This is a genomic window from Ruegeria sp. CE9 (genome assembly GCF_056537425.1).
On record NZ_JBQFRO010000006.1, the window covers coordinates 279,837 to 302,920 of the forward strand.

A 23,084-nucleotide genomic window follows, 5' to 3' on the forward strand; every position below is an offset into this window, starting at 1 on the left:
CAAAAGGCAAGCAAAGAGAAATGGAAGCACATCGACCACGGCCACACTCGGGCCGAAGCGAATGTAATCATCCGGGAAATTAACCAACTAAAACAGGAGCAGGACAATGCAGGAACCGTTCAACTGGGAACAGGCAATGGAGACAACAAGGCGCAGCGCAGCGGCGGCGTCCCAGAACAGCGAGAACGCGGTGGCGGGAATGTCAAAGTTGTTGCGGGAAATCGACCGGCATTCGAGCAAGCTGTCCAGCCTGACCAAGACCATCGACCGACTGGCAGAGGCGCGGGACCAGCAAGTAGCCCCCACCAAAGCCGCCCTCGACCGCGCCCAGGGCGACAACCGCCATTCCTGTCGGTTATGCGAAGTCCAACAACTTCCAGACATCGGCGGCGGAGGAAGAGGACAAGCCCCCGTTCATCGTGCCCCTGCTGGGCTTTCGAAAACAGGGCGAATTGCAGCTTTTCAGCAAGGAACATTTTCTCGATTTGCCGTGGCGGCTGGATCAATGCGATGTCTCGGATATCATCACCCGTTTCAAGATCGTTGATGAGAGCCAATCCGGCCAGATCGACATTTCCGATGCCGGAAAAGTCGAGATCGACTTTGCCCGACGCGTTCAAGGAGAGCTTGCCGCAGTCATCCAAGAACCAGCATGGACTTTGCCCAGACTGGCCAACTGGATCGACACGGGTATTAAGCACCCTGACATTACCAAGCCGAGCGCGGTGGTGTTCATCAGGAACGCCCTGAACAAGCTGCTGGCGAGCGGTCATGACTTGGACACGTTGGCACGGAACAAATACGATCTGCGCAAGGTGATGGGCAGCTTCATATCTGACCTACGGTCTAATCGGGAAACCGACAACTATGCCGCCCTGTTTGCCGCTCATGCGGACCAGTTTGCGACCAGCGCCGAACTGTCCATGATCTTCGATGAGCAGAGCTACGCCTTCAGCCAGCCCTATGCCGGGGCCACCAAGTTCAACAAGCACTACATCCCGTTGATTGGCGACTTGAAAGCTGAAGGCGAGGAGTTTGATTCCGCCGTCTATCAGGACCGGCTGGATGCTGTGAGATACTGGATTCGGAATGTCGAGAACAAGAAGACCTCGTTCTGGCTCCAGCTTCCGCACGGCAAGTTCTATCCGGATTTCGTGGCGATGCTCGAAGATGGTAGAATCTTGGTTGTCGAATACAAAGGCGCGCATCTCTACGACTCGGAAGAAGCCAAGCGCCATATGGGCGACGCATGGGCTGGCGCCAGCGGTGGTCAATGCCTGTTCTGCATGCCGACGGATCGAGGATTCGATCTTATAGACAGGACAATCAGTTAGCGCCGAGTTAGAATCCCTACCGCCGGGTTGCAGTCCCATTGCAGTCCCGGCGGGAAACCTGCAGAGAGGATTTTGGCAACCGAATGCAATTGCTTGATTTTCAAGGGAAATTTGGTAGCGGAGGAGGGACTTGAACCCCCGACACGCGGATTATGATTCCGCTGCTCTAACCAACTGAGCTACTCCGCCACGAGTGAGAGGCGATTTAAGCGAGGGGCTGGGGAGGGTCAAGAGGGAAATGTTCACCAGCTGAGATTCTTTGCGTGTTCTTTCACTCGAGCTTTTGTTTGGCCTTCTTTGCGCGTGCCTCCTCAACAATCTGACGTATGAAACGCACGCAGACATCGGGTTCAGTGATCAGGATCATATGGCCTCGGTTCTCCATCTCTTCATATGTCAGACCAAACTTTGTCATTGCTGCGCCATGTGTTTTGGCGGACAGGATCGGGTCTTCTGAGCCATACAGGATACCTCCGGGCACATGCAGTTCGTCATAGCGAGAGGTTAGATTACCCATGCTGGTCTCGGCCCCGATCACATCCTGCGAAGCGGTAATGAAGGCCGAGGGGCGAAGGCCCAGGGCTCCGCCTGCCCGGTCCAGAAAGTCCGCCGGAGCAGGTTCAGGCGCGAAAACGTCTTTTAGAACAAGGGGTGCTGTTTTGCGCGCCATCGGGACAGCAATGGTATTTCCGATAAAGTTGCGCAACCACTCGGTGCGGATTTCAAGCGGTTTGAAGACAGCAGGCGGGGTGGGCATTTCCTGCGTCAGCGGAGCCAAGAGCGCGAGCGCGGTCGTGCTATCCGGATAATCCAGCGCCATCGCCAAAGACACGGCGCCACCCAAAGAATGACCGACCAATACGGCTTGGCCGACATTCTTCGCCTCCAGAAACTCGTGGATCATACGTCCCTGCTCGGGCAGCGAGGCAAGCGCAGCATTATCGCGAGTGGAATAGCCACAACCCGGACGGTCCACCGCAAGAACATGATAATCCTGTGCAAGCTCATCCATCAGCGCATAAGTGTAATGCTGTAGTTGGCCTGAAAGACCATGGATCATGACAATGGTCTGGTTGGCCGGATCGCCCTTTTCGACATAGTGGATGCTGCCACCATGCACAGGTATGCACTGACCCAATTGTGGTACCAACTGGGTGCCTTGCTTGGTCAGATGGCGGGTCCAAAGGTGCATGCCGAACAGGAAACCCGCCAGTAGCAGGACTATCGTTAGCAGGATCGACATCAGGGATCTCCGGTTGCTTTGACAAGGGGATGGTATTGCTCGAGCCCTGATTGCGCCAATCGTTTTCTGAATTCGGAAACTGTGCCTGGCCACAATGTCCTGTTGCGCCCGTTGGCGTCCTGATACCACGAGGTACAGCCGCCGGATTGCCAGACGCTTTCAAGGTGACGATCCTGCATCTCTTGCGTGAATGCTGCCTGCCTATCTGCGTTCGGAGTAATGGCGCTCAGGCCGTTCTCCTGCATCTCGGTTAGTACACGGCCGATATGGGCAACCTGTGCCTCGATCATGAGCACCACTGAATTATGCCCCAGCCCTGTATGCGGGCCCAAAAGGATGAAGAAATTTGGAAATCCGGCGACCGCAGTACCAAGATTCGCCTGCATCCCATCGGACCATGCCTGTTTCAGTGTCAGGCCATCAGCACCGGTGATATCGAGATTGTCGACCACATCAGTCACATGAAATCCGGTGCCCCAGATTAGAACATCGGCTTCAAACTCATCTCCGTTGCCTGCTGTAAGTCGGTTCCCTGCGATTGAGGAAACGGCATGTGGCACCACATCGACGTTGTCACGCGCCATCGTCGGGTACCAATCGTTTGAACTGAGGATACGTTTGCATCCGATTTTGTAATCGGGTGTCAGCGCCGCTTTTAGCTTTGGATCACTGATCGCATCATCCAAAGCCTGTCGCCACATTTTCATGGCGAAATCGACAGCCCGGGGCTCACCCCGGAATACGCGGTGGCGAAACTCGAACAGCATATAGATCAGTTGCCGCCGGATGCGCGGCAGCAGCGGCAGGCGCTGATACAAGCGGCGCACCCATGGCGCAATCGGGCCGTCCGGGCGCGGCAGAACGTATGGGGCACTGCGCTGAAAAATCGTAACGCGCGCCGCAGTTTTAGCGATCTCAGGGACGAATTGAACCGCTGAGGCTCCGGTTCCAATAACAGAGACCCTTTTACCGGTCAGGGAAACGTCATGGTTCCATTCTGCCGAATGAAAACTGGAGCCGGGAAAGCTACTGGCGCCAGATATCTTAGGGATGTGCGGGACATGCAGCGCCCCGATGGCCGACACAAGAAATCGTGCTGACCAACCGTGGCCATCCTCGCTCTCGACCTGCCACCTGTCACCCTCCCAATGCGCGGATTTGAGTTTCTGGTGAAAGCGGCAAAGCGCATACAACCCTTCTTGTCGTGCGATGCGCTGCAGATAGGATTGAATCTCAGCCCCACCTGCATAAGCGCGGCTCCAGTGCGGGTTAGGATGGGTTGCCATTGAATAGAGATGCGAAGGAACATCACAGGCCACACCGGGATAGGTATTTTCGCGCCACGTCCCGCCAATATCGCCTGCCTTTTCCAGAATCGTAATGTCCGAAAGGCCACGCTTGCGCGCCTCAAGCGCCATGGTCAGGCCAGAGAACCCGGCTCCTACGATCAGCATATCGGTATACGTTGCCATCGCAGCCTCCCACTAGCGCGATGAATGGATCATATGGGGTATCCGTGCGGTTTGAACAGATTGCCCCGTGGTCAACCGCTTCCGCTTAGCACGTCGGCTGCAGGGCGTGGCAGCAGATCAAGCAATTCGAACACACGATCACGGCACGCAGGGCCAGCCCAATCCTCCGGATAGAAGGCCGGGGGCAAATCCGGCTGCCGCAGCACAACACGTCGCCAGCGATGCACGAGCAGAGTTCGCAAAGTCGCGCTCTGCAGGGGTGTTGGCGTCCACTTTTCAGGGCGTGACTTGGCAGCGCGTTCTACTGCGTCCAATAGTGCCTGACAAGAGCTGCGCAATTCGGGCGGGCACAACCGATCTTGCAGCCATTTCGGCGCTGAGTGCGGAGAAATATCCAACGCCAGCAACCCGTCAGGCTCAACCGGAACAGGCCCCGCTCCCATGGCAACGTTGCGCCCAATGGGGATGTAATCATCGCTGAGCATCACATCCTCAAGCACCTGCGTGCCCGACCCGTCTTCTGCGATCAGAAGATGCCATTGCTCAACGGGTGTCGGACCACGCGCATAAATGCGCGGCGTGACGGCGGCTGATTGCGTCCTACCAAATTCAGAGAGGACATGGCGCGAGACACGGCCAATCCGGTCGCTCTCGATCCAGCCATCTTTGCGCAGTCGGTGCAACGCGACCCGGATCGCTTCGGGTTTGATGCCCATTGGCTCGATGATCCGAGTCAGCACGCCGCCCGAGATCTGCGCACCGGGCTCTTGCGCCATGTCACCAAACAGCGAGACGATGATCGACCACACCCGCTGGTCTTGCGGGTCCGTTAGTTCGGCAACAGCCGTTTCGAACCACGAGCTTTGTTTGGTCATGGGACCAGTTTAACCCACTAAGCCCAATAGTAAAAACAGGTAATCAGTACGCGTTCATGGTCAGAAGTTCGTACTCTGCGACCGGCTCATCATCCTGATTGGTCAAAGAGACATGCCAGCGAACTTCGCCATATTCGTCGTTGCGTGGGGTCTTCTGTTTAACCGTCAAACGCACCTTGATGCTATCACCCGCGACGACCGGCTTCATGAAACGCAGGCCGTCCAGCCCCGTATTGGCCAGCACGGGCCCCTCATTTGGTTCGACGAACAGCCCCGCTGCGAAGCTGAGCAACAGATAGCCATGCGCGACCCGACCGGGGAAGAAAGGATTCCGCGCCGCCGCGTTCTCGTCCATATGGGCGTAGAACGTGTCTCCGGTGAAATTCGCAAAATGTTCAATGTCGTCCAGCGCGATGGTTCGCGAGGCAGTGTGAAGCGTTTCACCGATCTGCAACTCACCGAATCTACGGGTAAAGGGGTGCGCTGGCCCTTGGATTTCGGGCGCTCCGGGCACCCACCTGGTACCCATGCTACTGAGCATTCGAGGCGAGCCCTGAATGGCCGTACGCTGCATATAGTGTTTCACACCACGTACGCCGCCCATTTCCTCACCACCGCCCGCGCGTCCCGGCCCGCCATGCACCATGTGCGGCAATGGTGAGCCATGGCCTGTCGATTCCGCCATCGAGTCACGATCATTGACATATATCCGCCCGTTATAGGCGGCAGCCCCCATCACGACGTCGCGCGCGACGCTGGTGTCATGCGTGATCAAAGACGTGACCAGAGACCCCTGCCCCCGATTGGCCAGCGCGATTGCATGATCCAGATCGCGATACCCCATAAGGGTCGAGACCGGACCAAACGCCTCGGTATCGTGCACGCGCAGCGCTTTGTCGGGGTCAGCGCAGTGAAACAGCATCGGAGGAACGAAGGCGCCAGTTTCGGGGCCGTTCAGGTCGAACGCGTCGGGGTTTCCGTATACCCGTTCTGCCTCTTGCCCGATCAAAGCGGCCTTTTCCAGCACGTCTGCCTTCTGCCCGTTGGACACAAGCGCACCCATGCGTGTGGTCTCGGCCCGCGGATCGCCGATGGTGATCTTCGCCAACCGTTCCGAGAGCGCGGAAATCACTGCGTCGACCTGACTATCGGGCGCGATGATGCGCCGGATGGCGGTGCATTTCTGGCCCGCCTTGGCGGTCATCTCGCGGGTGACTTCCTTGACGAACAAATCGAATTCGGGCGCACCTGACACCGCATCGGGGCCCAGGATCGAGGCGTTCAGACTGTCTTGTTCTGCCACGAACCGGACCGAGTTTTGCAAGATCGCAGGTGTCTGTCGCAGTTTAAGCGCTGTGCTGGCAGAGCCGGTAAAGCTGACCACATCCTGACAGCCCAGGTGGTCCAGCAAATCGCCCAAACCACCGGAAACAAGCTGCAGTGCACCAGCGGGCAATATGCCGCTGTTGAGCATGATCCGAACGGCTAGTTCGGTGACATAACAACTATTGGTGGCCGGTTTCACGATGGCGGGGACGCCCGCCAACAGAGTCGGGGCCAGCTTTTCCAACATCCCCCAGACCGGGAAGTTAAAGGCGTTAATATGAACCGCAACGCCTTGCAGAGGCGTGCAGATATGTTGCCCTAAAAACGTTCCATTACGCGAAAGTTGCTCGACATCGCCATCGAGATAAACCTGCGCATCCGGCATCTCGCGCCTACCTTTTGAGGCAAAGACGAAAATCGTGCCGATACCCCCATCGATATCGATCAGGTGGTCTTTCTGCGTCGCCCCGGTCTCAAAACTCAGGTCATACAGCGCCTGTTTATGTGCCGAAAGCTCTTGCGCCAGCGCCTTGAGCATCCGAGCGCGGTCATGAAACGTCAGCTTCCGCAGAGCGGGTCCGCCAGTGTTGCGCGCATAGTCAAGCATTGCCAGCACATCGAGTGCCGCGTTTCCGGCAGTGGCGAACGGCGCGCCGGTGATGGCGGATGCGATGGTGCGTGCGCCTTCTCCGGGCGCAACCCAAGTGCCAGCGGCAAAGCTGGAAATCTGATGCAGGGACATGGTGTTCTCCTGTTTGAAAGGCGGGGCTTAGTGCCCCAATGCGCCCATTTGCTGGGGCAGATAAAGAACCACGATGGGGACCAGCACGATCAGCGCCAGGCGAAAGATGTCGGCAACCCAGAAGGGGGTAACGCCACGGAAAATCGTGCCCGTCGATACGTCACCCACCACGCCTTTCAGAATAAAGACGTTTAGGCCAACGGGCGGGGTAATCAGCGAGATTTCGGTGACAACGACCACGACGATGCCGAACCAGATCGGATCATAACCCAGCGACGTGACCAGCGGAAAGAAGATCGGGACAGTCAACAACAGCATCGAAAGGGATTCGAAGACGCAGCCCAGAATGATGTAGATACCAAGGATCATCAGGATCACGACAAACGGCGCGACATCATAGGCTGTGACCATCGCAATCAGGGCCTCGGGCAAACCAGCCAAATTGATGAAATTCGAGAATATCTGAGCTCCGATCAGCACCGCAAACAGGGCCGAAGCGGTAAAGCAGGTTTCTTTCAGGACTTCGAAAGTTGAGCCTACGGTCAACCCTCCGCGAAAGAGCGCAATCAGGAATGCCCCGGCGGCGCCCATTCCAGCGGCCTCGGTGGGTGAGAATGTCAGGTTGAGAGGCTCAAAGTCGAAGGCTCCGTATAGCCCGCCGATAACAAGGAAAAACAGCAGCAGCACGGCCCAAACCGACCCCAGCGCGCGGATACGTTCCGACCAGGTGGCGCGTTCCCCTGCAGGCCCAGCCTTGGGGTTGCGCCAGACGGTCCAGCGCACGGCGAAGAGGTAGAACAGGATACCCAGGATGCCGGGGATGATCCCAGCCATGAACAGCTTGCCGATCGAGGTCTCGGTCAGCAGCCCGTAAATGACCAGAATGACCGATGGCGGGATCAAAATGCCCAGTGTTCCGCCCGCTGCAATCGAGGCCGTCGAGAGTTCATCGGAATAGCCGTAGCGCCGCATCTGCGGCATCGCGACCTTTGACATCGTCGCGGCGGTGGCCAGCGACGATCCGCAGATGGCCGAAAATCCACCGCAAGCCGCAACCGTCGCCATGGCGATGCCTCCGCGCATGTGGCCCAAGTAAGCGTTGGACACTGCATAAAGCTCGCGCGCCATGCCGCCCTTGTTCACGAACAGGCCCATCAAGATGAAAAGTGGAACAACAGATAGACCATAATCCTGAGCAGTATCAGTAATCTGGCGGCCCACCATAGACATGGCAGCCTTCAACCCGCGTTCAGCAAAGATCGAGCCGCCACGTTCGTAGGCGAAGCCCAATGTGCCGACCAGTCCCATGGCAAAGACGATGGGCAGGCGCACCAGCACCAGGATCAATACAATCGCAAATCCGATCAGCGCTGCGGTCATTGCATAGGCTCCGACAGAGTATTGGGGGCGAAGGCCTTTAACAGCCCGGTGGCGATCATCACCAATGCAGTGATGGCGACCGATAGCGTGATGAACCAGCCAATCAAGTAAGTGGGGATTGAGAGATACTCGGTCACGTCCCCATAGTCCCGTGCCCGCTCGGACAGAACCCAGACGCGCTGAACCGGCCAGAACAGCATGATGCCGCTGACGACGTAAATCACTACATCGCGCGCACGTGACAAGTGAAGTCGGTTGAAGAACCCATCCGTAAGGTCAACTGCAATGTGTCCGTTAGTGGTGGAGATAATCGGCAGAACCGAGAACACCAGAATGGCCATCAGAATGCGCGTCAGCTCAGTGGCGGCCTCGATCGGCGCATTGAAGACCGAGCGCAGGATGACGTCGCAAAATGTCATTACCATCAGGATGAACAGGGCAATGCAGGCCACAATCACGGGAAGGGCGCTGGCGCGGCGCACAAACTGGATTATCGGGGTCATGGGAAACTCACGAAAGGTAAATCAGGGCGGCGCAATTGGCCGCCCTGCAGTCGGATTAGTTCGAGGACATTTCCGATTTGATCATGTCATAAGCCGCCTGAGCGTCAACGCCCGCCGCATCAACCTCGGCAATAACCTTGCCACGAATATCTTCGGCGATAGCTGAAAATTTCTCCAGATCGGCATCGGTGGCGGCGTTGATGGCATTGCCTTCCGCCGCTTCGGTTGCCTCACGTCCGGTGGCATCGATCTCATCCCAAATCTTGCCGATTTCACGGCTAAGCGGTTCACCAAAGACGTTTTCTTCCAGCGCGGCCTGCAACTCTGGCGGCAGATCGGCAAACGTATCTTCGTTCATGATGAAGGCAAAAGACCCACGATAGAGGCCCCCGGGCATCTCATAAACGTTCTGTGCAACTTCGGTCAGCTTGAAACCCTTGCGCGATTCTAGCGGCATGACGACACCGTCAGCGGCTTTTGATGCCAGTGTTTCGTAGACCTTCGGCGCGGGCACCTGAATGCCGGTCGCGCCCAGCGCCGCGCCAACGTCACCGCCAACGCCGCCCGGGATGCGGACTTTCAGACCAGCAACCTCGTCCAGAGATGTGACCGGAGCACTAGAATGCAACTGCGCCGGGCCATGCGTGTGCAGGGCGATCACTTTGACGCCACGATGCTCATCCGCCGCCTTCAGATGCGCGTCGTACGCGCGCCAATAAGCAACCGAGGCTTCCTCGGCCGATCCTTCATAACCGGGCAGTTCGATCAGCTTGGTGGTGACAAAACGTCCTGGCTGGTATCCGTGGAAAATGATCGAAGCATCGGCAGCGCCATCCATGATCAGGTCCATCTGTGCGGGAGGCGGGGCGATGCCCAGCTTTAGCTCTGCCGTGACCTGCCCATCAGTCGCCTCTTCTACCATCTCGACGAATTTGGGCCACATCTTTGCGTTGATGCCGTGGGTGGGCGGTGCCCAGCTGGAAATCGTCAGTGTGTAGTCTGCGGCAAAGGCAATAGTGCCGGACACTGCCAAGGTTGCAGAAGCCAACAGTGTTGTGAGCTTGGTGAATTTCATGACCGGGTCTCCTCCTCAAAACGCAAGTCGTTAGTTTGGTATTGGTTCGTTTTGTAACTATCAACGGGACTTAACAAGCGTCGCCGCCCTGCTGATTCACAAAAGCTTGGATAATTTATTGACCAACCGTTCGGTTTATGCAAGAAGTTTGTTGCAACTTATGAAAAGCGAACCGGGCATGTCCAACACGATTATTTCGCAAAATATGGGTCAATGGGTTGAAATTACACTCAATCGTCCAGATCGCCTGAATAGTTTCACGGACGAAATGCACTATGCCCTGCGCGCTGCACTTGAGGCGGCGCGTGACGAAGGCGCCCGCGCTGTGCTTCTGACTGGGGCCGGGCGCGGTTTCTGTGCAGGGCAAGATTTGGGGGATCGAAACCCTGCCACGATGGAAGGGCCGCCGGATTTGGGGAACACCGTCCGCACGTTTTATGCGCCCTTGGTCCGCCTGATCCGGTCGCTGGACTTTCCTGTGGTTTGTGCCGTCAATGGTGTCGCAGCCGGGGCCGGGGCGAATCTCGCTTTGGCTTGTGATGTGGTGCTAGCGGCCGAGTCGGCCAAGTTCATCCAGTCGTTCTCCAAGGTTGGCCTGATACCCGATACCGGCGGGAGTTGGCACCTGCCACGCCTGCTGGGTGAAGCGCGGGCCAAAGGGCTGGCCCTGACCGGGCAACCATTACCCGCGCAACAGGCAGCGGAGTGGGGGTTGATCTGGAAAGCTATCCCTGACGTCGATCTGATGACCGAGGCGCGCGCACTGACTGAACAATTCGCCAATGGCCCGACGCTTGGGTTGGGTCTGACAAAACAGACGATCCAGGCAGCGGCAACCACCACTTTGACCGAACAGCTCGAGATTGAGGCCGACGCCATGAAAACCTGCGGTGAAAGCGCAGATTATGCCGAAGGCGTCACCGCGTTCTTAGAGAAACGCGCGCCGGTGTTTCAGGGAGAATAAGATGACACCGAAGGAGCGCGCCCAAAAAGCCGCCGCTGCCATGTGGGGACGTGACAATGCCTCGCAATGGGCCGGAATGGAACTGGTTTCGGTTAATGAAGGCGCGGCGACATTGGCGCTGCAGGTGGTCGATCATCACTGCAATGGGCATGGAATTTGCCATGGCGGCGTGACCTTCATGCTGGCTGACAGCGCATTTGCCTTTGCATGCAACAGCCGCAATCAATCCACTGTGGCACAGCACAATGTGATCAGCTTCATCGCGCCGGCGCGGTCCGGCGATCTGCTGACGGCCCGCGCAACGGAACAAAGCCTGACCGGGCGCAGTGGCATCTATGATGTAACCGTAACCAACCAAACCGGCCAAAAGATCGCAGAGTTTCGGGGCTTTTCCCGCGCGGTCAAAGGCCCGGTGTTTGATGAGACCTGAGATGAGGGGGATGACATGAAGGATCTTACTCCGAACAAGGCAGATCTTGATCCGATCGAGATCGCCTCGATTGATGAAATTCGCAGCTTGCAGCTGGACCGGCTCAAATGGTCGCTGCGACATGCTTATGACAACGTGCCAATGTACCGGCAGCGGTTTGATGAGGCCGGGGTGCATCCGGATGATCTGCAATCACTCGGCGATCTGGCCCGATTTCCGTTTACTTACAAAAACGACCTGCGGGAAAACTATCCCTTTGGCCTGTTTGCCGTCCCGCGCGAACAGATCATCCGCGTCCATGCCTCGTCGGGGACGACCGGCAAACCCACTGTTGTGGGCTATACGCAGGGCGATATCGACAAATGGGCCGATCTGGTTGCGCGATCCCTGCGTGCCAGCGGATTACGCCGGGGTAATATGGTGCACAATGCCTATGGCTATGGACTATTTACCGGCGGATTGGGCGCGCACTACGGGATTGAACGCCTGGGGGCCACGGTCGTACCAATGAGTGGCGGGCAGACGGCTAAGCAGGTCGATTTGATCACCGATTTCAAACCGGATGGGATCATGGTCACTCCGTCCTATATGCTGAACATTCTTGAGCAATACCATAAAGCTGGCCTTGATCCGCGCGACTGCTCTCTAGCCGTTGGCGTTTTTGGCGCCGAACCATGGACGGATTCGATGCGGGCCGAGGTTGAACAGGCCTTCGACATGCACGCCGTCGACATCTATGGCCTGTCCGAGATCATGGGGCCGGGCGTTGCCAACGAATGTGTAGAAACAAAAGACGGGCCAGTGATCTGGGAGGACCATTTTTATCCCGAAATTATCGACCCCGTGACCGGCGAAGTCATGCCCGATGGCGAGATGGGCGAACTGGTCTTTACAACATTGACCAAAGAAGGTCTGCCAATGATCCGCTATCGCACCCGCGATTTGACCCGGCTCTTGCCTGGCACCGCACGGTCGATGCGACGGATGGAGAAGATTACCGGGCGTTCGGATGACATGATCATCCTGCGTGGCGTAAACGTCTTTCCCAGCCAAATCGAGGAGCAGGTTCTGGCCACCGGAGGCCTTGCGCCCTACTACCAAATCGAACTCTACAAAGCTGGGCGGATGGACGCGATGCGGGTTCATGTTGAGGCAACACCTGACGCTGCAGATGAGCTAAGCAAAACCGCTGCTGCCCGGATGCTGTCACGCCGGATCAAAGAGGTGGTTGGCATCTCGACCGAGATCGATATAGGCGAGCCGGGCGAGGTTGAACGCTCGCAAGGCAAGGCCCGGCGCGTAATCGACAACAGGGACAGTTAAGCGAAAGACGGAGGGCCAGCAATTGGCGCGCACAATAGCAAAAGACCATGATCACAAACGGGCGCATATCCTGAAATCTGCTGCTCGCGTCTTTGCGCAGGAAGGGTTTGATCGCGCGTCAATGTCTCAATTGGCGCGCGAATGCGGGATATCCAAAGCCAATATCTATCATTACTACGATAGCAAAGACGCCATTCTGTTCGATATGCTCGACAGCTATCTGCTGCAACTTCGTGATCAGATTTGCGGACTTGACCTTGCAGGGTTGGAGCCTGCGGAACGTCTGAAATGCGTGGTGCGGGAAATCCTTCTGGCCTATCAGGGCGTGGATGATGAGCATCGGGTGCAAACCAGCGGCATGTCGGCCCTGCCCGAAGATCAGCAGAAGCTGTTACGCGGCTATCAGCGCGATCTGGTTGTGTTCGTCAGTGATATCATTGCCAGCGTCTCGCCCAAGACCTTCAAGAATGACGCCGCCAAGCTTCGCGCGACCACAATGTCCGTCTTCGGAATGCTGAATTGGTTCTACATGTGGAACGCAGGTGCGGATGCCGACGCGCGCAGCGATTATGCAGCGCTGGTGAGCGATCTGACATTGTCAGGTGTTAACGGTCTCTGAAACACAAACCGCACAGAGTTGATTTGGCTTACTGGCGCGGATGCGCTTGAATGTGGGCAGAGGTCACTCATGCAAAGCCCTGGTCGTTTTGATAAATTCTATTTCGCCAAAGTTGGCCTGGGCGAGGCCTGTGGCTGCGCCGAACGAGTGATTGATGTGTTCGAGTTCAATCGGAAGGGTGGCGCACAAGCCCAACGGGCAACAAAGCAGGATCGCCACAAACATCGGTCCCTTCGCGGATGGGCTGTGAAATATGGGCTGCTCAGCCGTAAACACCAGTCATGAGACTTAGGGCGTCTTAAGCCCTAACACAGTCACCTGTTCTGTCGCCTTGATCACCCACTGATCTTTCATCTCTGCCCCGGTCAGGTGCCGCAGGCCAAGCTTACGCAAAACTTCAATCTTCTCCACGCCCCCTGCCCCAAAACTGGCCGCCACACGAGGCCACCAATAGTTAATCGAGGTCTGCATCTCGGCAGACTTGCCTCGGTCGATCAGCTTGCGCGCACCTTCAAGCGCCAGCTCTCCGTGGCGTCCCTCAATCGGAGTAATTTCACGGAAGGCTTCGGCCAGAGGCTGATAGGATATCTGTGAGAACTGAGCGAGTTGCACATCAACCGCCTGACTCATCAGCAAGTTCATCACCACGGCATCCTCCCACCCATTAATCGGATAGTTGAACACCGCAAGGCGCATGTCATGCTCAGAGCGGGACGCGCCGATATCTGCATCCCGATCCAAACGGGTCGTCCAAGGGTGGTGGTTTGCATATTGGTCGATATTGGCCCCAAACTCGCCCATGATTTTCAAAACACGATCCGCATTGTCGGTCTTTTCAAGCACAATTTTTGCCGCCGCGATCCGTTCCTTGATGCCAGGGCCCTGATTGATGATATCGGCAAACCCTGCAGCCCCTGCGAGTTCACTATCCACAAAGGTTGCCATCAGCTTCATAAGCTCCGCGCGATAGCGCGGCGGAACATTGGTCGGGTTGCTCAGAACGCCACCTGCGGCCAGATAGCTCTCGATTGTCATGTCTTCAGCCATCATATCCTCCGTCTACTGATCGTAATCCACGACCACGGTGTCGGTTAACGGATAGGCCTGACAGCTCAGGACATAGCCTTTCTCGACCTCGTAATCTTCCAATGCATGATTGGCGAGCATTTCAACCTCGCCTTCAAGCACACGGCAGCGGCAGGTCGAGCAGACCCCGGCCTTACAGGCGTAGGGCGCATCCATCGCATTCTCCAAGGCAGCATCAAGAATCGACTGATCCTTGGGCATTGTGACCGTCTGGGTCGCCCCGTCCATGGCAATAGACGCTTTTGTCTGGTTGGCCTGAGACGCCGTATCTGCACCGCTGACCTTGCGCGTGACGCGACCGGGTTGGGCGCTCGCGAAGAGTTCGAATTTGATTTGACCGTCATTCAGCCCATGCGCGCGCAGTGCGGCAGCGATACCCAACATCATCGGCTCGGGCCCGCAGATAAAAGCTGTATCGACGTTCTTGATATCGATCCAATAAGCAAACAGTTCAGCGCATTTCTCTTGCGTGACCAGCCCGGTAAAAAGTTCGATCTCCTGCGCATCCGATTCCAGAATGTGGATCACGTTCAGACGCCCCATATAGAGGTTTTTGAGATCCTCCAGCTCTTCGCGGAACATGATCGTGTTCACGCCTTTATTGGCATAAACCAGTGTGAACCGGGAATGTGGTTCCTGCGCCAAGGTGGTTTTCAGGATCGACAGAACCGGAGTGATGCCGGACCCACCGGCAAAACCCAGATACTGCTTTTCGGCAGACGGATCGATTGCAGTGTGAAAGCTGCCCATCGGGGGCATCGCTTGCACTGTATCGCCCACCTGCAGATCGGAATTGGCCCAAGTCGAGAATGCTCCGCCATCCACGCGCTTGATCCCAACTTGCAATACTCCGTCATCTTTGCCCGCGCAGATCGAATAAGACCGGCGCAGTTCTTCCCCATCGAAATTGCGGCGGAAGGTCAGATACTGGCCTTGGGTAAAGTCGAACTCATCACCTGAGCCGTTGACCGGCTTCAATGTCACCACCACCGCATCGCGGATGGTTTTGTGAATGTCGGTGACCTCGAGGTCATGAAAACGTGCCATCCGGTGATCCTCCCTCAGATGCACTTGAAATAGTCAAAAGGTTCCAAACAGTCGGTGCAGCGCCAATGGGCCTTGCACGGGGTTGAGCCGAACTGGCTGACCTTCTCAACCGCCTTGCTGCCGCAACGTGGGCAGCGTTCGGGGCCGCCTGCAGGTTGCGGCGGAGCGATGCCGTATTCCTCAAGCTTGGCGCGTCCCTTGTCACTGAGCCAATCAGTAGTCCAGGCCGGGGCGATGCTGGTCTCGATCCGCAAATCGTTGATCCCGCGATCACGCAGCGCAGTTTCGATATCCATGCTGATGACAGATGTTGCCGGGCAGCCGGAATAGGTCGGCGTGACCGTTACCTTAAGCGTGTCATCATCCCACTGCACATCGCGCACGATGCCCAGATCAACGACCGAGATCACCGGGATCTCGGGGTCAGGAACGGTGTCCAGCCATGTCCAGATCTGATCTACACTTGCATGCATCGTCTCGTTTGCCTTGTTTGTCGTATCGAGCGCCACCAGAGAGCGGAATTTTGATAAAATTCCGGATTGATTTCTTCAAAAGAAATCAATCAGTTGTCACCACTTTGCGCCAGGATAGGCGCGTTGCAGCCACTGCATCTGTGTCAGGAGATGACCCAAATGCTCAGTATGCATCCGCCCATCGCGCCCGCCTTTGTGGCCAAAGCGGCTTGCGGGAATGGACAACGTGGCCTCGGTCAGCACCCGCTCGACTAAAGCGTCATATTCTTCACGCAAGTCAGCCGGGCTCGGGGCGATCCCCGCAGCTACCATCTGGGCGTCCACCTCATCACTAGCGAACATCTCACCTACATAGGGCCACAGATAATCCAGAGCCTCTTGCATCCGTGCATGGCTTTCCTCGGTTCCATCGCCAAGCCCCACCACCGTGTCGCCGGAACGTTCAAGATGATAAGTGACTTCTTTGCTTGCCTTGGCGGCGATCGCTGCGACTCGTTCGTCAGATGATTTTATCAGACGCCCCAGCATGATCGAGTGCCACGCGTCGAACAGGAATTGACGCATCAGGGTACGGCCAAAGTCGCCGTTCGGCACCTCAACCAGCAATACATTACGGAAATCCCACGCGTCGCGGAGAAAAGCCAACTCATCGGCACTTTTGCCATCGCCGATCTCTCCGGCAAGGCCCAGCCACATCTGGGTCTGACCGATCAGATCCAACGCTGTATTGGCCAAAGCGATATCTTCTTCCAGCACAGGCGCATGACCACACCATTCGCTGACGCGATGCCCGAGGATCAGGGTGTTATCCCCCATCCGCAGCAGAAACTGCAGGAATGCTTCGTCCCGGGTCATCACATCGCCCCCACTTCATCAGGAATGTCGAAGAAAGTCGGGTGGCGATACACCTTGCTTTCGCTGGGTTCGTAAAGCGGGCCCTTGTCGCTGGGAGATGAGGCCGTGATGTTATTGGCCTCAACCACCCAAATCGACACGCCTTCGTTGCGGCGGGTATAAACGTCACGCGCATTCTTGATCGCCATTTCAGCATCTGGTGCGTGCAGCGAGCCAACGTGACGGTGGCTCATCCCATGCTGTCCGCGGATAAAGATTTCCCACAGGGGCCATTCGTTGTTCATAGTGTGTCCTCCTCGGGTCTATTCTGCCGCCAAGTTGCGTTTGCTTTTCTTCCGGGCGTGGGCCAACAGACCGTCGCGCACCCATTTGCCATCGTCCCAAGCCTTGTTCCGGGCAACCAGCCGGTCGACATTGCAAGGGCCATTGCCCTTGATCACATCAAAGAACTCGGACCAGTCAGGTTCCGAGAAATCGTAGTGCCCGCGTTCCTCGTTCCATTTCAGATCAGGGTCGGGAATGGTCAGCCCCAGAAATTCAGCCTGCGGCACCGTCTGATCGACGAATTTCTGGCGCAGCTCGTCATTGGTGTTGATCTTGATCTTCCACGCCATCGATTGCGCCGAGTGCACTGATTCTTTGTCCGACGGGCCGAACATCATGAGCGACGGAAACCAAAAGCGGTTTAGTGCATCCTGTGCCATCTTGCGCTGTTCTGGCGTGCCTTCTGCCATCTTGCGGATCGCATCGTAACCCTGTCGCTGGTGAAAGCTTTCTTCCTTACAGATACGAATCATCGCGCGCGAATAGGGCCCGAAGGACGTCCGCTGCAGTGGAACCTGATTCATGATCGCGGCCCCATCAACGAGCCATCCAACCGCGCCGATATCGGCCCAGTTGAGTGTAGGATAGTTAAAGATCGACGAGTATTTCATACGCCCGTCCAGCAGCATCTCGGTAATCTCATCCCGGCTCACGCCCAGAGTTTCGGCCGCACAATAGAGATACAGCCCATGCCCGGCTTCGTCCTGAACTTTGGCCAGCAGGATCGCCTTACGCTCCAGCGTGGGAGCTCGGGCGATCCAGTTGCCTTCGGGTAGCTGACCGACGATTTCGGAATGCGCGTGCTGGCCAATCTGACGGATCAGGGTCGCGCGATAGTCGTCGGGCATCCAGTCCTTCGGTTCGATCTTGATATCCGCATCGATCTTGTCCTGAAACGCGCGCTCCTGCTCGGACATCTCTTCGCGGTATTTCACGCCAGTTCCGGCGGTTTTGATCATCTGAGCGTACATGTCAGGTCTCCTCCCCTACACACGTTCGAGAATAAGTGCAGCGCCCTGCCCCACACCAACGCACATTGTGCAAAGCGCATAACGCCCGCCGGTGCGGCGCAGGTGATAAGCGGCGGTCATGACCAGCCGTGCTCCGCTCATCCCAAGTGGATGGCCGATCGCGATCGCGCCGCCGTTCGGGTTCACATGTGGCGCATCATCCTCCACGCCCAACGCGCGCAGCGTCGCCAACCCTTGTGAAGCAAACGCCTCATTCAATTCTATCACATCCATCTGATCGATGCTGAGGCCGGCACGGGCCAGGACCTTCTGGCTTGCCGGAACCGGGCCAATTCCCATCACACGAGGTTCGACCCCGGCAACCGACATGCCAACCACACGGGCAATCGGTTTCAGATCGTTCTTGGAGGCAGCGGCCTCGTTGGCCATCAGGATCGCTGCCGCGCCGTCGTTTACACCAGAGGCATTCCCGGCGGTCACAGTCTTGTCCGGCCCATTGATGCCCGTGAGCCCCGACAGTTTCTCAGCCGTGATTCCCGGGCGCGGATGTTCATCCGTGTCAACCACCACCGGATCACCTTTGCGCTGCGGGATTGTGACCGGGGTGATCTCCTCCTGAAACACCCCGGTCTGGTGCGCCGCGGCCCAGCGGGCCTGGCTGCGTTCGGCAAATGCGTCCTGATCAGAGCGGCTGATACCGTAAGCTTCCGCCACGTTATCTGCTGTTTCTGGCATCGAGTCGATACCAAAATTTTGCCGCATTTTCGGGTTCACAAATCGCCAGCCAATCGTGGTGTCGTAAACTGCGTTGGCACGCGAGAAGGCAGAAGCCGCCTTGGGCATAACAAAAGGCGCCCGCGACATGCTTTCGACACCTCCCGCGATAGCCATATCATAGTCACCAGCCTTTATGGCACGCGCCGCCATTCCAACTGCATCCATACCCGAGGCGCAGAGGCGGTTGACCGTTGTTCCCGGCACATCCACCGGCAAACCGGCCAGCAATGCCGCCATTCGCGCCACGTTACGGTTGCTCTCACCTGCCTGATTGGCGTCGCCATAGATGACATCATCCACGCTTGACCAATCCACCTGCGGGTTACGCGCCAGAAGCGCTGCAATGGGCATTGCAGCCAGATCATCCGTACGCACCTGGCTGAGGCTTCCGCCATATCGTCCGATTGGGGTGCGCTGGGCGTCGCAAATATAGGCGTCCATAGGGCGAGAGCTCCGAATTTGATGCCACATCATTAAGTGACCGATAGGTCGGTTAATACGTGCACATTCGATTCGCGGCAAGTTAAATGTTACTCGTTTTCCATTTTCTCATGATATTGGTAACATATTTGACCGAAGCCGATTATGCGCTTACGACCCGCTGGCGTGGTGAACCCCTAAAGGTGAGACGCAAACTCATACTTTGGATGGCAGCCAATCACTGCCAATATCGGCGTAAGCCAATCCAAAGCTCGAGGTATTAGCACTGAGTTCACAAAGGCTTCACCAGTCCTTTGAACTACACCCGCTATCAGGTATGACAGAGCCATTGTCTGCGATATTCTGCGGGCAATCGAGGTTCGCACAAGCAAATGGGTGCTCTTCAATGAAATCTTTCCGTGTCCTACTTGCGTGTTTCTCATGCTTGTTGCCAATAAACGCGATTGCCCAATCTGCTGAGGACCCTGCCCCTGTAGTTTCGCTGGAACTCAACGCAGCTGATGACGTTGATGGGGCTTGCAGGCTAACTTTTTTGGTAGAAAACCGGTCTGGAACGCCCATCGGCGAAGCCGTTTTTGAAACGGTGATATTCGACTCGAGTGGTGGCGTCGTATCTCTGACGCTATTTAATTTCCGCGACTTGCCTTTGGATCGCCCACGTGTTCGTCGGTTTGGCCTTTCCGGGATGTCTTGTGCGTCGGTCAGTCGGGTTCTGATCAATGGCGCAAATTCGTGCGTTGTAAACGGTGCGCAAAGCGATATCTGCCAATCATCACTATCGCTTAGCAGCCGGCTGGAAATGGAATTGCTTGGATGAATGTACTGACTTCTCTTCGCGACATTCTGGCCCTTGGCGGGCCGGTGGTGGCGGTTCTAATCGTCATGTCGATCCTGACCGTCGCGGTTAGTCTTTACAAGCTGTGGCAGTTCGCCGCTTGCGGGGTCGGACGTCACAAGATTTTGTCGCAAGCGCTCCAAGCCTGGGATGCTGGTGATCGGTCGGCTGCGCGCGCGCGCCTAGCGCAAAGCAGCAGCTACCTAGCGCCGTTGGTCGAAGCGGCCATGGACGCGCCAGATGCACCCGATATCGACATTCGACTGGACGCTGAGGCCGGTCTTGCACTGGCTGGGCTGGAACGAGGATTTCGCCTGTTGGATACGGTTGCCCAGCTCGCCCCTTTGCTTGGATTGTTCGGAACCGTTCTGGGAATGATCAACGCCTTCCAAAGTCTGCAATCGGCAGGTTCTTCGGTCGACCCGTCCCTGCTGGCGGGCGGCATCTGGGTGGCCTTGATCACAACCGCCGTTGGCCTTGCCGTTGCCATGCCGACATCAATGGTCTTGTCATGGTTTGAAAGCCGTACTGCGCGCGAGCGCGTGTTCGCAGACAAGGCGCTGCGCACGGTCCTTGTTCCAAATCACGCGATAAGCCCCGCAATGGGCGCAAGTGAGGTTCTGAACGCTGAACATGCGTAACACGGCACCCTTCGTCAGAAGACCAATGTCGATGACACCGCTCATCGATGTCATCTTCTTGTTGCTGCTGTTCTTCATGCTCTCTTCAACCTTCTCAAAATTCGCCGAAATTGAGATCAGCAGCGCGACCTCTGGGCCAGCCACTTCGGCAGAACCTGTAGAAAGGGTTTTTATTCAGATTGGCGAGGAACGCATCACCTTGAATGGTGAAGCCATGACATTGGATGAGTTGTCAGTTCAGATTGGAACGGGACAAGCGCTTATAAGCCTCGATGAAGATACGACGGCCCAACGACTTGTCGATGTGCTGGTCACTTTGCGCGGTCGTGATGGATTGACCGTTACGGTGCTGGAGTAGCTTGATGATCCGGAACCTCCGCAAAAGCCGCAGACGGGACTCGACCATCCCACTGATAAACGTCGTCTTTCTGATGCTGATCTTCTTTCTGATCGCTGGCACTGTGGCACCTCCGCTTGATCCAGAGCTCAAGCTTGTAGACACCTCTGAGCTGGAAGGCCGCGATCCGCCCGATGCGCTGGTTCTGAATGCAGACGGTGCACTCAGTTACCGGGGGGAGCAAACTGACCCCGAGGCTTACATGACCCGCCATGAAGATGGCCCTGTAAGAATAGTTCCGGACCGCAACGTTTCAGGCCAACGCCTGATGGAAGTGACCGGTGCGCTTCGGCGACACGGAGCGCCATCTGTATTTCTTGTAACCCAGCAGGCGCTAAATTGATCCGTAGGTCTGCAGCGGTCGCGGCGATAGCCGTTTTGCTTTCACTCTTCTTACATGCTCTGGGGTTCAGCCTCTTCGGCCCCGGTCTTCCTGAGCGGAAGTCTGACAATGATAACGCAAATGCGATTGAGCTTAGCAACTCGTTTGAGGATTTTACCGAACCCACCAGCGAACCTGTACAGCCGGAACCGGCTGAAGCACTTGAACCCCCAATCGAAGACATTATCGAACCCGAAGTACCGATAAGCGAAACGCTTGTAGCATCACCCGATCCTCAGCCAGCCAGTTCACCCGACATTGGCGCCCCTATTGAGCCGCAGTCAGATGCTCCCGCGGAGGCACCGATCGAGCCTGATGCGCCAACTGATATCGCATCTGAGTCAAATCCAGATACACCCGTGACGCCCCCCATTGAACCGCAAGCGGATCAACTGGCCGCGCTACCCCCGGCAGAAATTCCGCCTGCTCCTATTGTGCCACCCGAGACGACAACCGTAGAGCCCGAGATCCCGAATACCGTCGAGGAGCCAAGCCCCGAAACACCGGAAGTCGACGCCGAGATCTCCGAACAAGCGGTCGCAGTATCCAAACGCCCTCGCCTGCCCGATGAACGACCAGCACCAGCGCCCCAGAAAACGCTCGAAGGCTTCAGCAACTTCGACAATTTTCGCAATCCGGAGCAAACTGTGGAATCGCCACTGATCCGCTATCAAAGAGAAGGGGCCGACGCCTTCCGCACCAGTCGCGCGCGCAACCAGACCACAGGTCGGGGCGTTGGGAATTCTGACACGACTAATTACGCTGGTCAGGTTTTGGTCCACCTTAATCAAACGCCTGTCGTCTATGTACCGGTCCGCGGGTTCGCCCAGGTGTTCTTTGAGATAAACCCTGACGGTTCCCTGGCGTGGGTCGATATCGTCGACAGCTCCGGCTCGCCCGAGATCGAACGCGCGGCCAAAGATCAAGTCATCCGCGCCGCCCCATTCCCGCGCCCACCAAGCGGGTCAAGCCGCAAGCTATCTTTCTACTACCAGAATAGCTGAGATCCAGCTTCCAATTCTTTCGATAGACAAGAGCCTCACATGAGGGATGTCTTTGCGACATCGCGTGTTGACAGACGTCCGGTTCTCATGCGTTGACCCACTTCATTTTTGAATTTTCTGGTCCACAGTCGACGGCCGTCCTTCCCAACGGGAATTGAATAGCCATAGGCATGGAAGACTTTTTCGATTTTCTGGTCACTTGCGAGTTCACCTAGAGCTTGAGAATTCATGATGCCTGTATCCTTTTGGAGGCATCATATACTTCTAGGTGTTGGCTGATGAGATAGTATCTAAGGGGTCAGATGCAACGCTTACGGTACATCTTGCGCGGAACGCATGTAACAGTATTTCTTAGTGGCGCGCAGCGCCACCATAAGTGTTGTAGCTCAGATCGGAAAGAAGTCAGAACGGGGTGCTCTTGCAATGCTTACGATCCATTGTAGTGATGCGGGCTGCGTTTGGATTTTCCGACGCTGGTTGCGGGAGTAGGATTTGAACCTACGACCTTCAGGTTATGAGCCTGACGAGCTACCGGGCTGCTCCATCCCGCGACACTTAGCGTTGG

At 56.7% G+C, this 23,084-nt stretch carries 25 protein-coding genes and 2 tRNA genes; 10 read left to right on the forward strand and 17 right to left on the reverse strand.

The genetic code is table 11. From position 1 onward, the window contains the following. Positions 1-202: 202 nt before the first annotated feature. A complete protein-coding gene (locus tag ACR0B3_RS14040) occupies positions 203-346 on the reverse strand; it encodes a hypothetical protein (RefSeq protein WP_480809645.1) in 144 nt (47 codons plus the stop codon). 73 nt (positions 347-419) lie between these two features. Between ACR0B3_RS14040 and ACR0B3_RS14045 the strand changes: the two genes are divergently transcribed. Further along, positions 420-1,334, forward strand: a complete 915-nt coding sequence (locus tag ACR0B3_RS14045) for a hypothetical protein (RefSeq protein WP_480809646.1) — start codon at positions 420-422, stop codon at positions 1,332-1,334. A gap of 112 nt (positions 1,335-1,446) precedes the next feature. Here the strand turns inward: ACR0B3_RS14045 and ACR0B3_RS14050 are convergent. From ACR0B3_RS14050 to ACR0B3_RS14085, 8 genes are all read right to left on the reverse strand, one after another. Beyond that, positions 1,447-1,523: transfer RNA gene (locus tag ACR0B3_RS14050), tRNA-Met, on the reverse strand. Positions 1,524-1,605: 82 nt separating this feature from the next. After that, positions 1,606-2,577, reverse strand: coding sequence for an alpha/beta fold hydrolase (locus ACR0B3_RS14055; RefSeq protein WP_480809618.1), 972 nt, complete (start codon positions 2,575-2,577; stop codon positions 1,606-1,608). Then, positions 2,577-4,049 (reverse strand): flavin-containing monooxygenase, encoded by a 1,473-nt coding sequence (locus tag ACR0B3_RS14060; RefSeq protein WP_480809619.1) that lies wholly within the window; start codon positions 4,047-4,049, stop codon positions 2,577-2,579. Before ACR0B3_RS14060 ends, ACR0B3_RS14055 begins: the two co-directional genes overlap by 1 nt. A gap of 71 nt (positions 4,050-4,120) precedes the next feature. Next, entirely contained in the window at positions 4,121-4,924 is an 804-nt protein-coding gene (locus ACR0B3_RS14065; RefSeq protein WP_480809620.1) for a PaaX family transcriptional regulator C-terminal domain-containing protein, read from the reverse strand. A gap of 43 nt (positions 4,925-4,967) precedes the next feature. Then, a complete protein-coding gene (gene paaZ / locus ACR0B3_RS14070) occupies positions 4,968-6,992 on the reverse strand; it encodes a phenylacetic acid degradation bifunctional protein PaaZ (RefSeq protein ID WP_480809621.1) in 2,025 nt (674 codons plus the stop codon). Positions 6,993-7,019: 27 nt separating this feature from the next. After that, positions 7,020-8,372, reverse strand: a complete 1,353-nt coding sequence (locus ACR0B3_RS14075; RefSeq protein ID WP_480809622.1) for a TRAP transporter large permease — start codon at positions 8,370-8,372, stop codon at positions 7,020-7,022. After that, the gene (locus ACR0B3_RS14080) at positions 8,369-8,875 is read right to left on the reverse strand and encodes a TRAP transporter small permease (protein ID WP_480809623.1); all 507 of its coding nucleotides are present in this window, start codon (positions 8,873-8,875) and stop codon (positions 8,369-8,371) included. The genes ACR0B3_RS14075 and ACR0B3_RS14080 overlap by 4 nt, the downstream gene beginning before the upstream one ends. 55 nt (positions 8,876-8,930) lie before the next feature. Beyond that, positions 8,931-9,950, reverse strand: a complete 1,020-nt coding sequence (locus ACR0B3_RS14085) for a TRAP transporter substrate-binding protein (protein WP_480809624.1) — start codon at positions 9,948-9,950, stop codon at positions 8,931-8,933. A gap of 178 nt (positions 9,951-10,128) precedes the next feature. Here ACR0B3_RS14085 and paaG point away from each other — a divergent pair, with 178 nt between their 5' ends. Genes paaG through ACR0B3_RS14105 form a run of 4 tightly spaced genes read left to right on the forward strand, consistent with a single transcriptional unit; the run spans position 10,129 to position 13,286 of the window. Next, on the forward strand, positions 10,129-10,914 hold the full coding sequence (gene paaG, locus ACR0B3_RS14090; protein ID WP_480809625.1) for a 2-(1,2-epoxy-1,2-dihydrophenyl)acetyl-CoA isomerase PaaG: 786 nt from the start codon (positions 10,129-10,131) through the stop codon (positions 10,912-10,914). A 1-nt stretch (position 10,915) separates the two neighbouring features. Beyond that, positions 10,916-11,344: a hydroxyphenylacetyl-CoA thioesterase PaaI gene (paaI, locus tag ACR0B3_RS14095; RefSeq protein WP_480809626.1), complete on the forward strand. Its 429-nt coding sequence runs from the start codon at positions 10,916-10,918 to the stop codon at positions 11,342-11,344. 15 nt (positions 11,345-11,359) lie between these two features. Then, on the forward strand, positions 11,360-12,667 hold the full coding sequence (gene paaK / locus ACR0B3_RS14100; protein ID WP_480809627.1) for a phenylacetate--CoA ligase PaaK: 1,308 nt from the start codon (positions 11,360-11,362) through the stop codon (positions 12,665-12,667). 22 nt (positions 12,668-12,689) lie between these two features. Further along, complete coding sequence (locus ACR0B3_RS14105) at positions 12,690-13,286, forward strand: TetR/AcrR family transcriptional regulator (RefSeq protein WP_170686519.1); 597 nt, start codon at positions 12,690-12,692, stop codon at positions 13,284-13,286. 288 nt (positions 13,287-13,574) lie between these two features. Here ACR0B3_RS14105 and ACR0B3_RS14110 read toward each other — a convergent pair whose 3' ends face one another. From ACR0B3_RS14110 to pcaF, 7 genes are all read right to left on the reverse strand, one after another. Beyond that, a complete protein-coding gene (locus ACR0B3_RS14110) occupies positions 13,575-14,333 on the reverse strand; it encodes a Phenylacetic acid catabolic protein (RefSeq protein WP_480809628.1) in 759 nt (252 codons plus the stop codon). Between the two features lie 12 nt (positions 14,334-14,345). Then, complete coding sequence (locus ACR0B3_RS14115; RefSeq protein WP_480809629.1) at positions 14,346-15,419, reverse strand: 2Fe-2S iron-sulfur cluster-binding protein; 1,074 nt, start codon at positions 15,417-15,419, stop codon at positions 14,346-14,348. Between the two features lie 14 nt (positions 15,420-15,433). Further along, positions 15,434-15,892, reverse strand: coding sequence for a 1,2-phenylacetyl-CoA epoxidase subunit PaaD (gene paaD, locus ACR0B3_RS14120; protein WP_480809630.1), 459 nt, complete (start codon positions 15,890-15,892; stop codon positions 15,434-15,436). Between the two features lie 96 nt (positions 15,893-15,988). Beyond that, on the reverse strand, positions 15,989-16,747 hold the full coding sequence (paaC, locus tag ACR0B3_RS14125; protein WP_480809631.1) for a 1,2-phenylacetyl-CoA epoxidase subunit PaaC: 759 nt from the start codon (positions 16,745-16,747) through the stop codon (positions 15,989-15,991). Further along, a complete protein-coding gene (gene paaB / locus ACR0B3_RS14130) occupies positions 16,747-17,031 on the reverse strand; it encodes a 1,2-phenylacetyl-CoA epoxidase subunit PaaB (protein ID WP_170686513.1) in 285 nt (94 codons plus the stop codon). The genes paaC and paaB overlap by 1 nt, the downstream gene beginning before the upstream one ends. An 18-nt stretch (positions 17,032-17,049) precedes the next feature. Continuing rightward, positions 17,050-18,042 carry a 1,2-phenylacetyl-CoA epoxidase subunit PaaA gene (gene paaA, locus ACR0B3_RS14135; RefSeq protein ID WP_480809632.1) on the reverse strand — a complete coding sequence of 331 codons (993 nt, stop codon included), beginning with the start codon at positions 18,040-18,042 and terminating at the stop codon, positions 17,050-17,052. Between the two features lie 15 nt (positions 18,043-18,057). After that, the gene (gene pcaF / locus ACR0B3_RS14140) at positions 18,058-19,260 is read right to left on the reverse strand and encodes a 3-oxoadipyl-CoA thiolase (RefSeq protein ID WP_480809633.1); all 1,203 of its coding nucleotides are present in this window, start codon (positions 19,258-19,260) and stop codon (positions 18,058-18,060) included. A gap of 385 nt (positions 19,261-19,645) precedes the next feature. Here pcaF and ACR0B3_RS14145 point away from each other — a divergent pair, with 385 nt between their 5' ends. From ACR0B3_RS14145 to ACR0B3_RS14165, 5 genes are read left to right on the forward strand one after another with little or no spacing between them, the layout of a single operon-like run. Beyond that, positions 19,646-20,077, forward strand: a complete 432-nt coding sequence (locus ACR0B3_RS14145; protein WP_480809634.1) for a hypothetical protein — start codon at positions 19,646-19,648, stop codon at positions 20,075-20,077. After that, complete coding sequence (locus ACR0B3_RS14150) at positions 20,074-20,736, forward strand: MotA/TolQ/ExbB proton channel family protein (protein ID WP_480809635.1); 663 nt, start codon at positions 20,074-20,076, stop codon at positions 20,734-20,736. Before ACR0B3_RS14145 ends, ACR0B3_RS14150 begins: the two co-directional genes overlap by 4 nt. Positions 20,737-20,761: 25 nt before the next feature. Further along, a complete protein-coding gene (locus ACR0B3_RS14155) occupies positions 20,762-21,094 on the forward strand; it encodes an ExbD/TolR family protein (protein ID WP_480809636.1) in 333 nt (110 codons plus the stop codon). 4 nt (positions 21,095-21,098) lie between these two features. Next, positions 21,099-21,476 carry an ExbD/TolR family protein gene (locus ACR0B3_RS14160; RefSeq protein WP_480809637.1) on the forward strand — a complete coding sequence of 126 codons (378 nt, stop codon included), beginning with the start codon at positions 21,099-21,101 and terminating at the stop codon, positions 21,474-21,476. After that, positions 21,473-22,519, forward strand: coding sequence for an energy transducer TonB family protein (locus ACR0B3_RS14165; protein WP_480809638.1), 1,047 nt, complete (start codon positions 21,473-21,475; stop codon positions 22,517-22,519). Before ACR0B3_RS14160 ends, ACR0B3_RS14165 begins: the two co-directional genes overlap by 4 nt. A gap of 474 nt (positions 22,520-22,993) precedes the next feature. Here ACR0B3_RS14165 and ACR0B3_RS14170 read toward each other — a convergent pair. Beyond that, positions 22,994-23,070, reverse strand: a tRNA-Met gene (locus tag ACR0B3_RS14170). Positions 23,071-23,084: the final 14 nt, after the last annotated feature.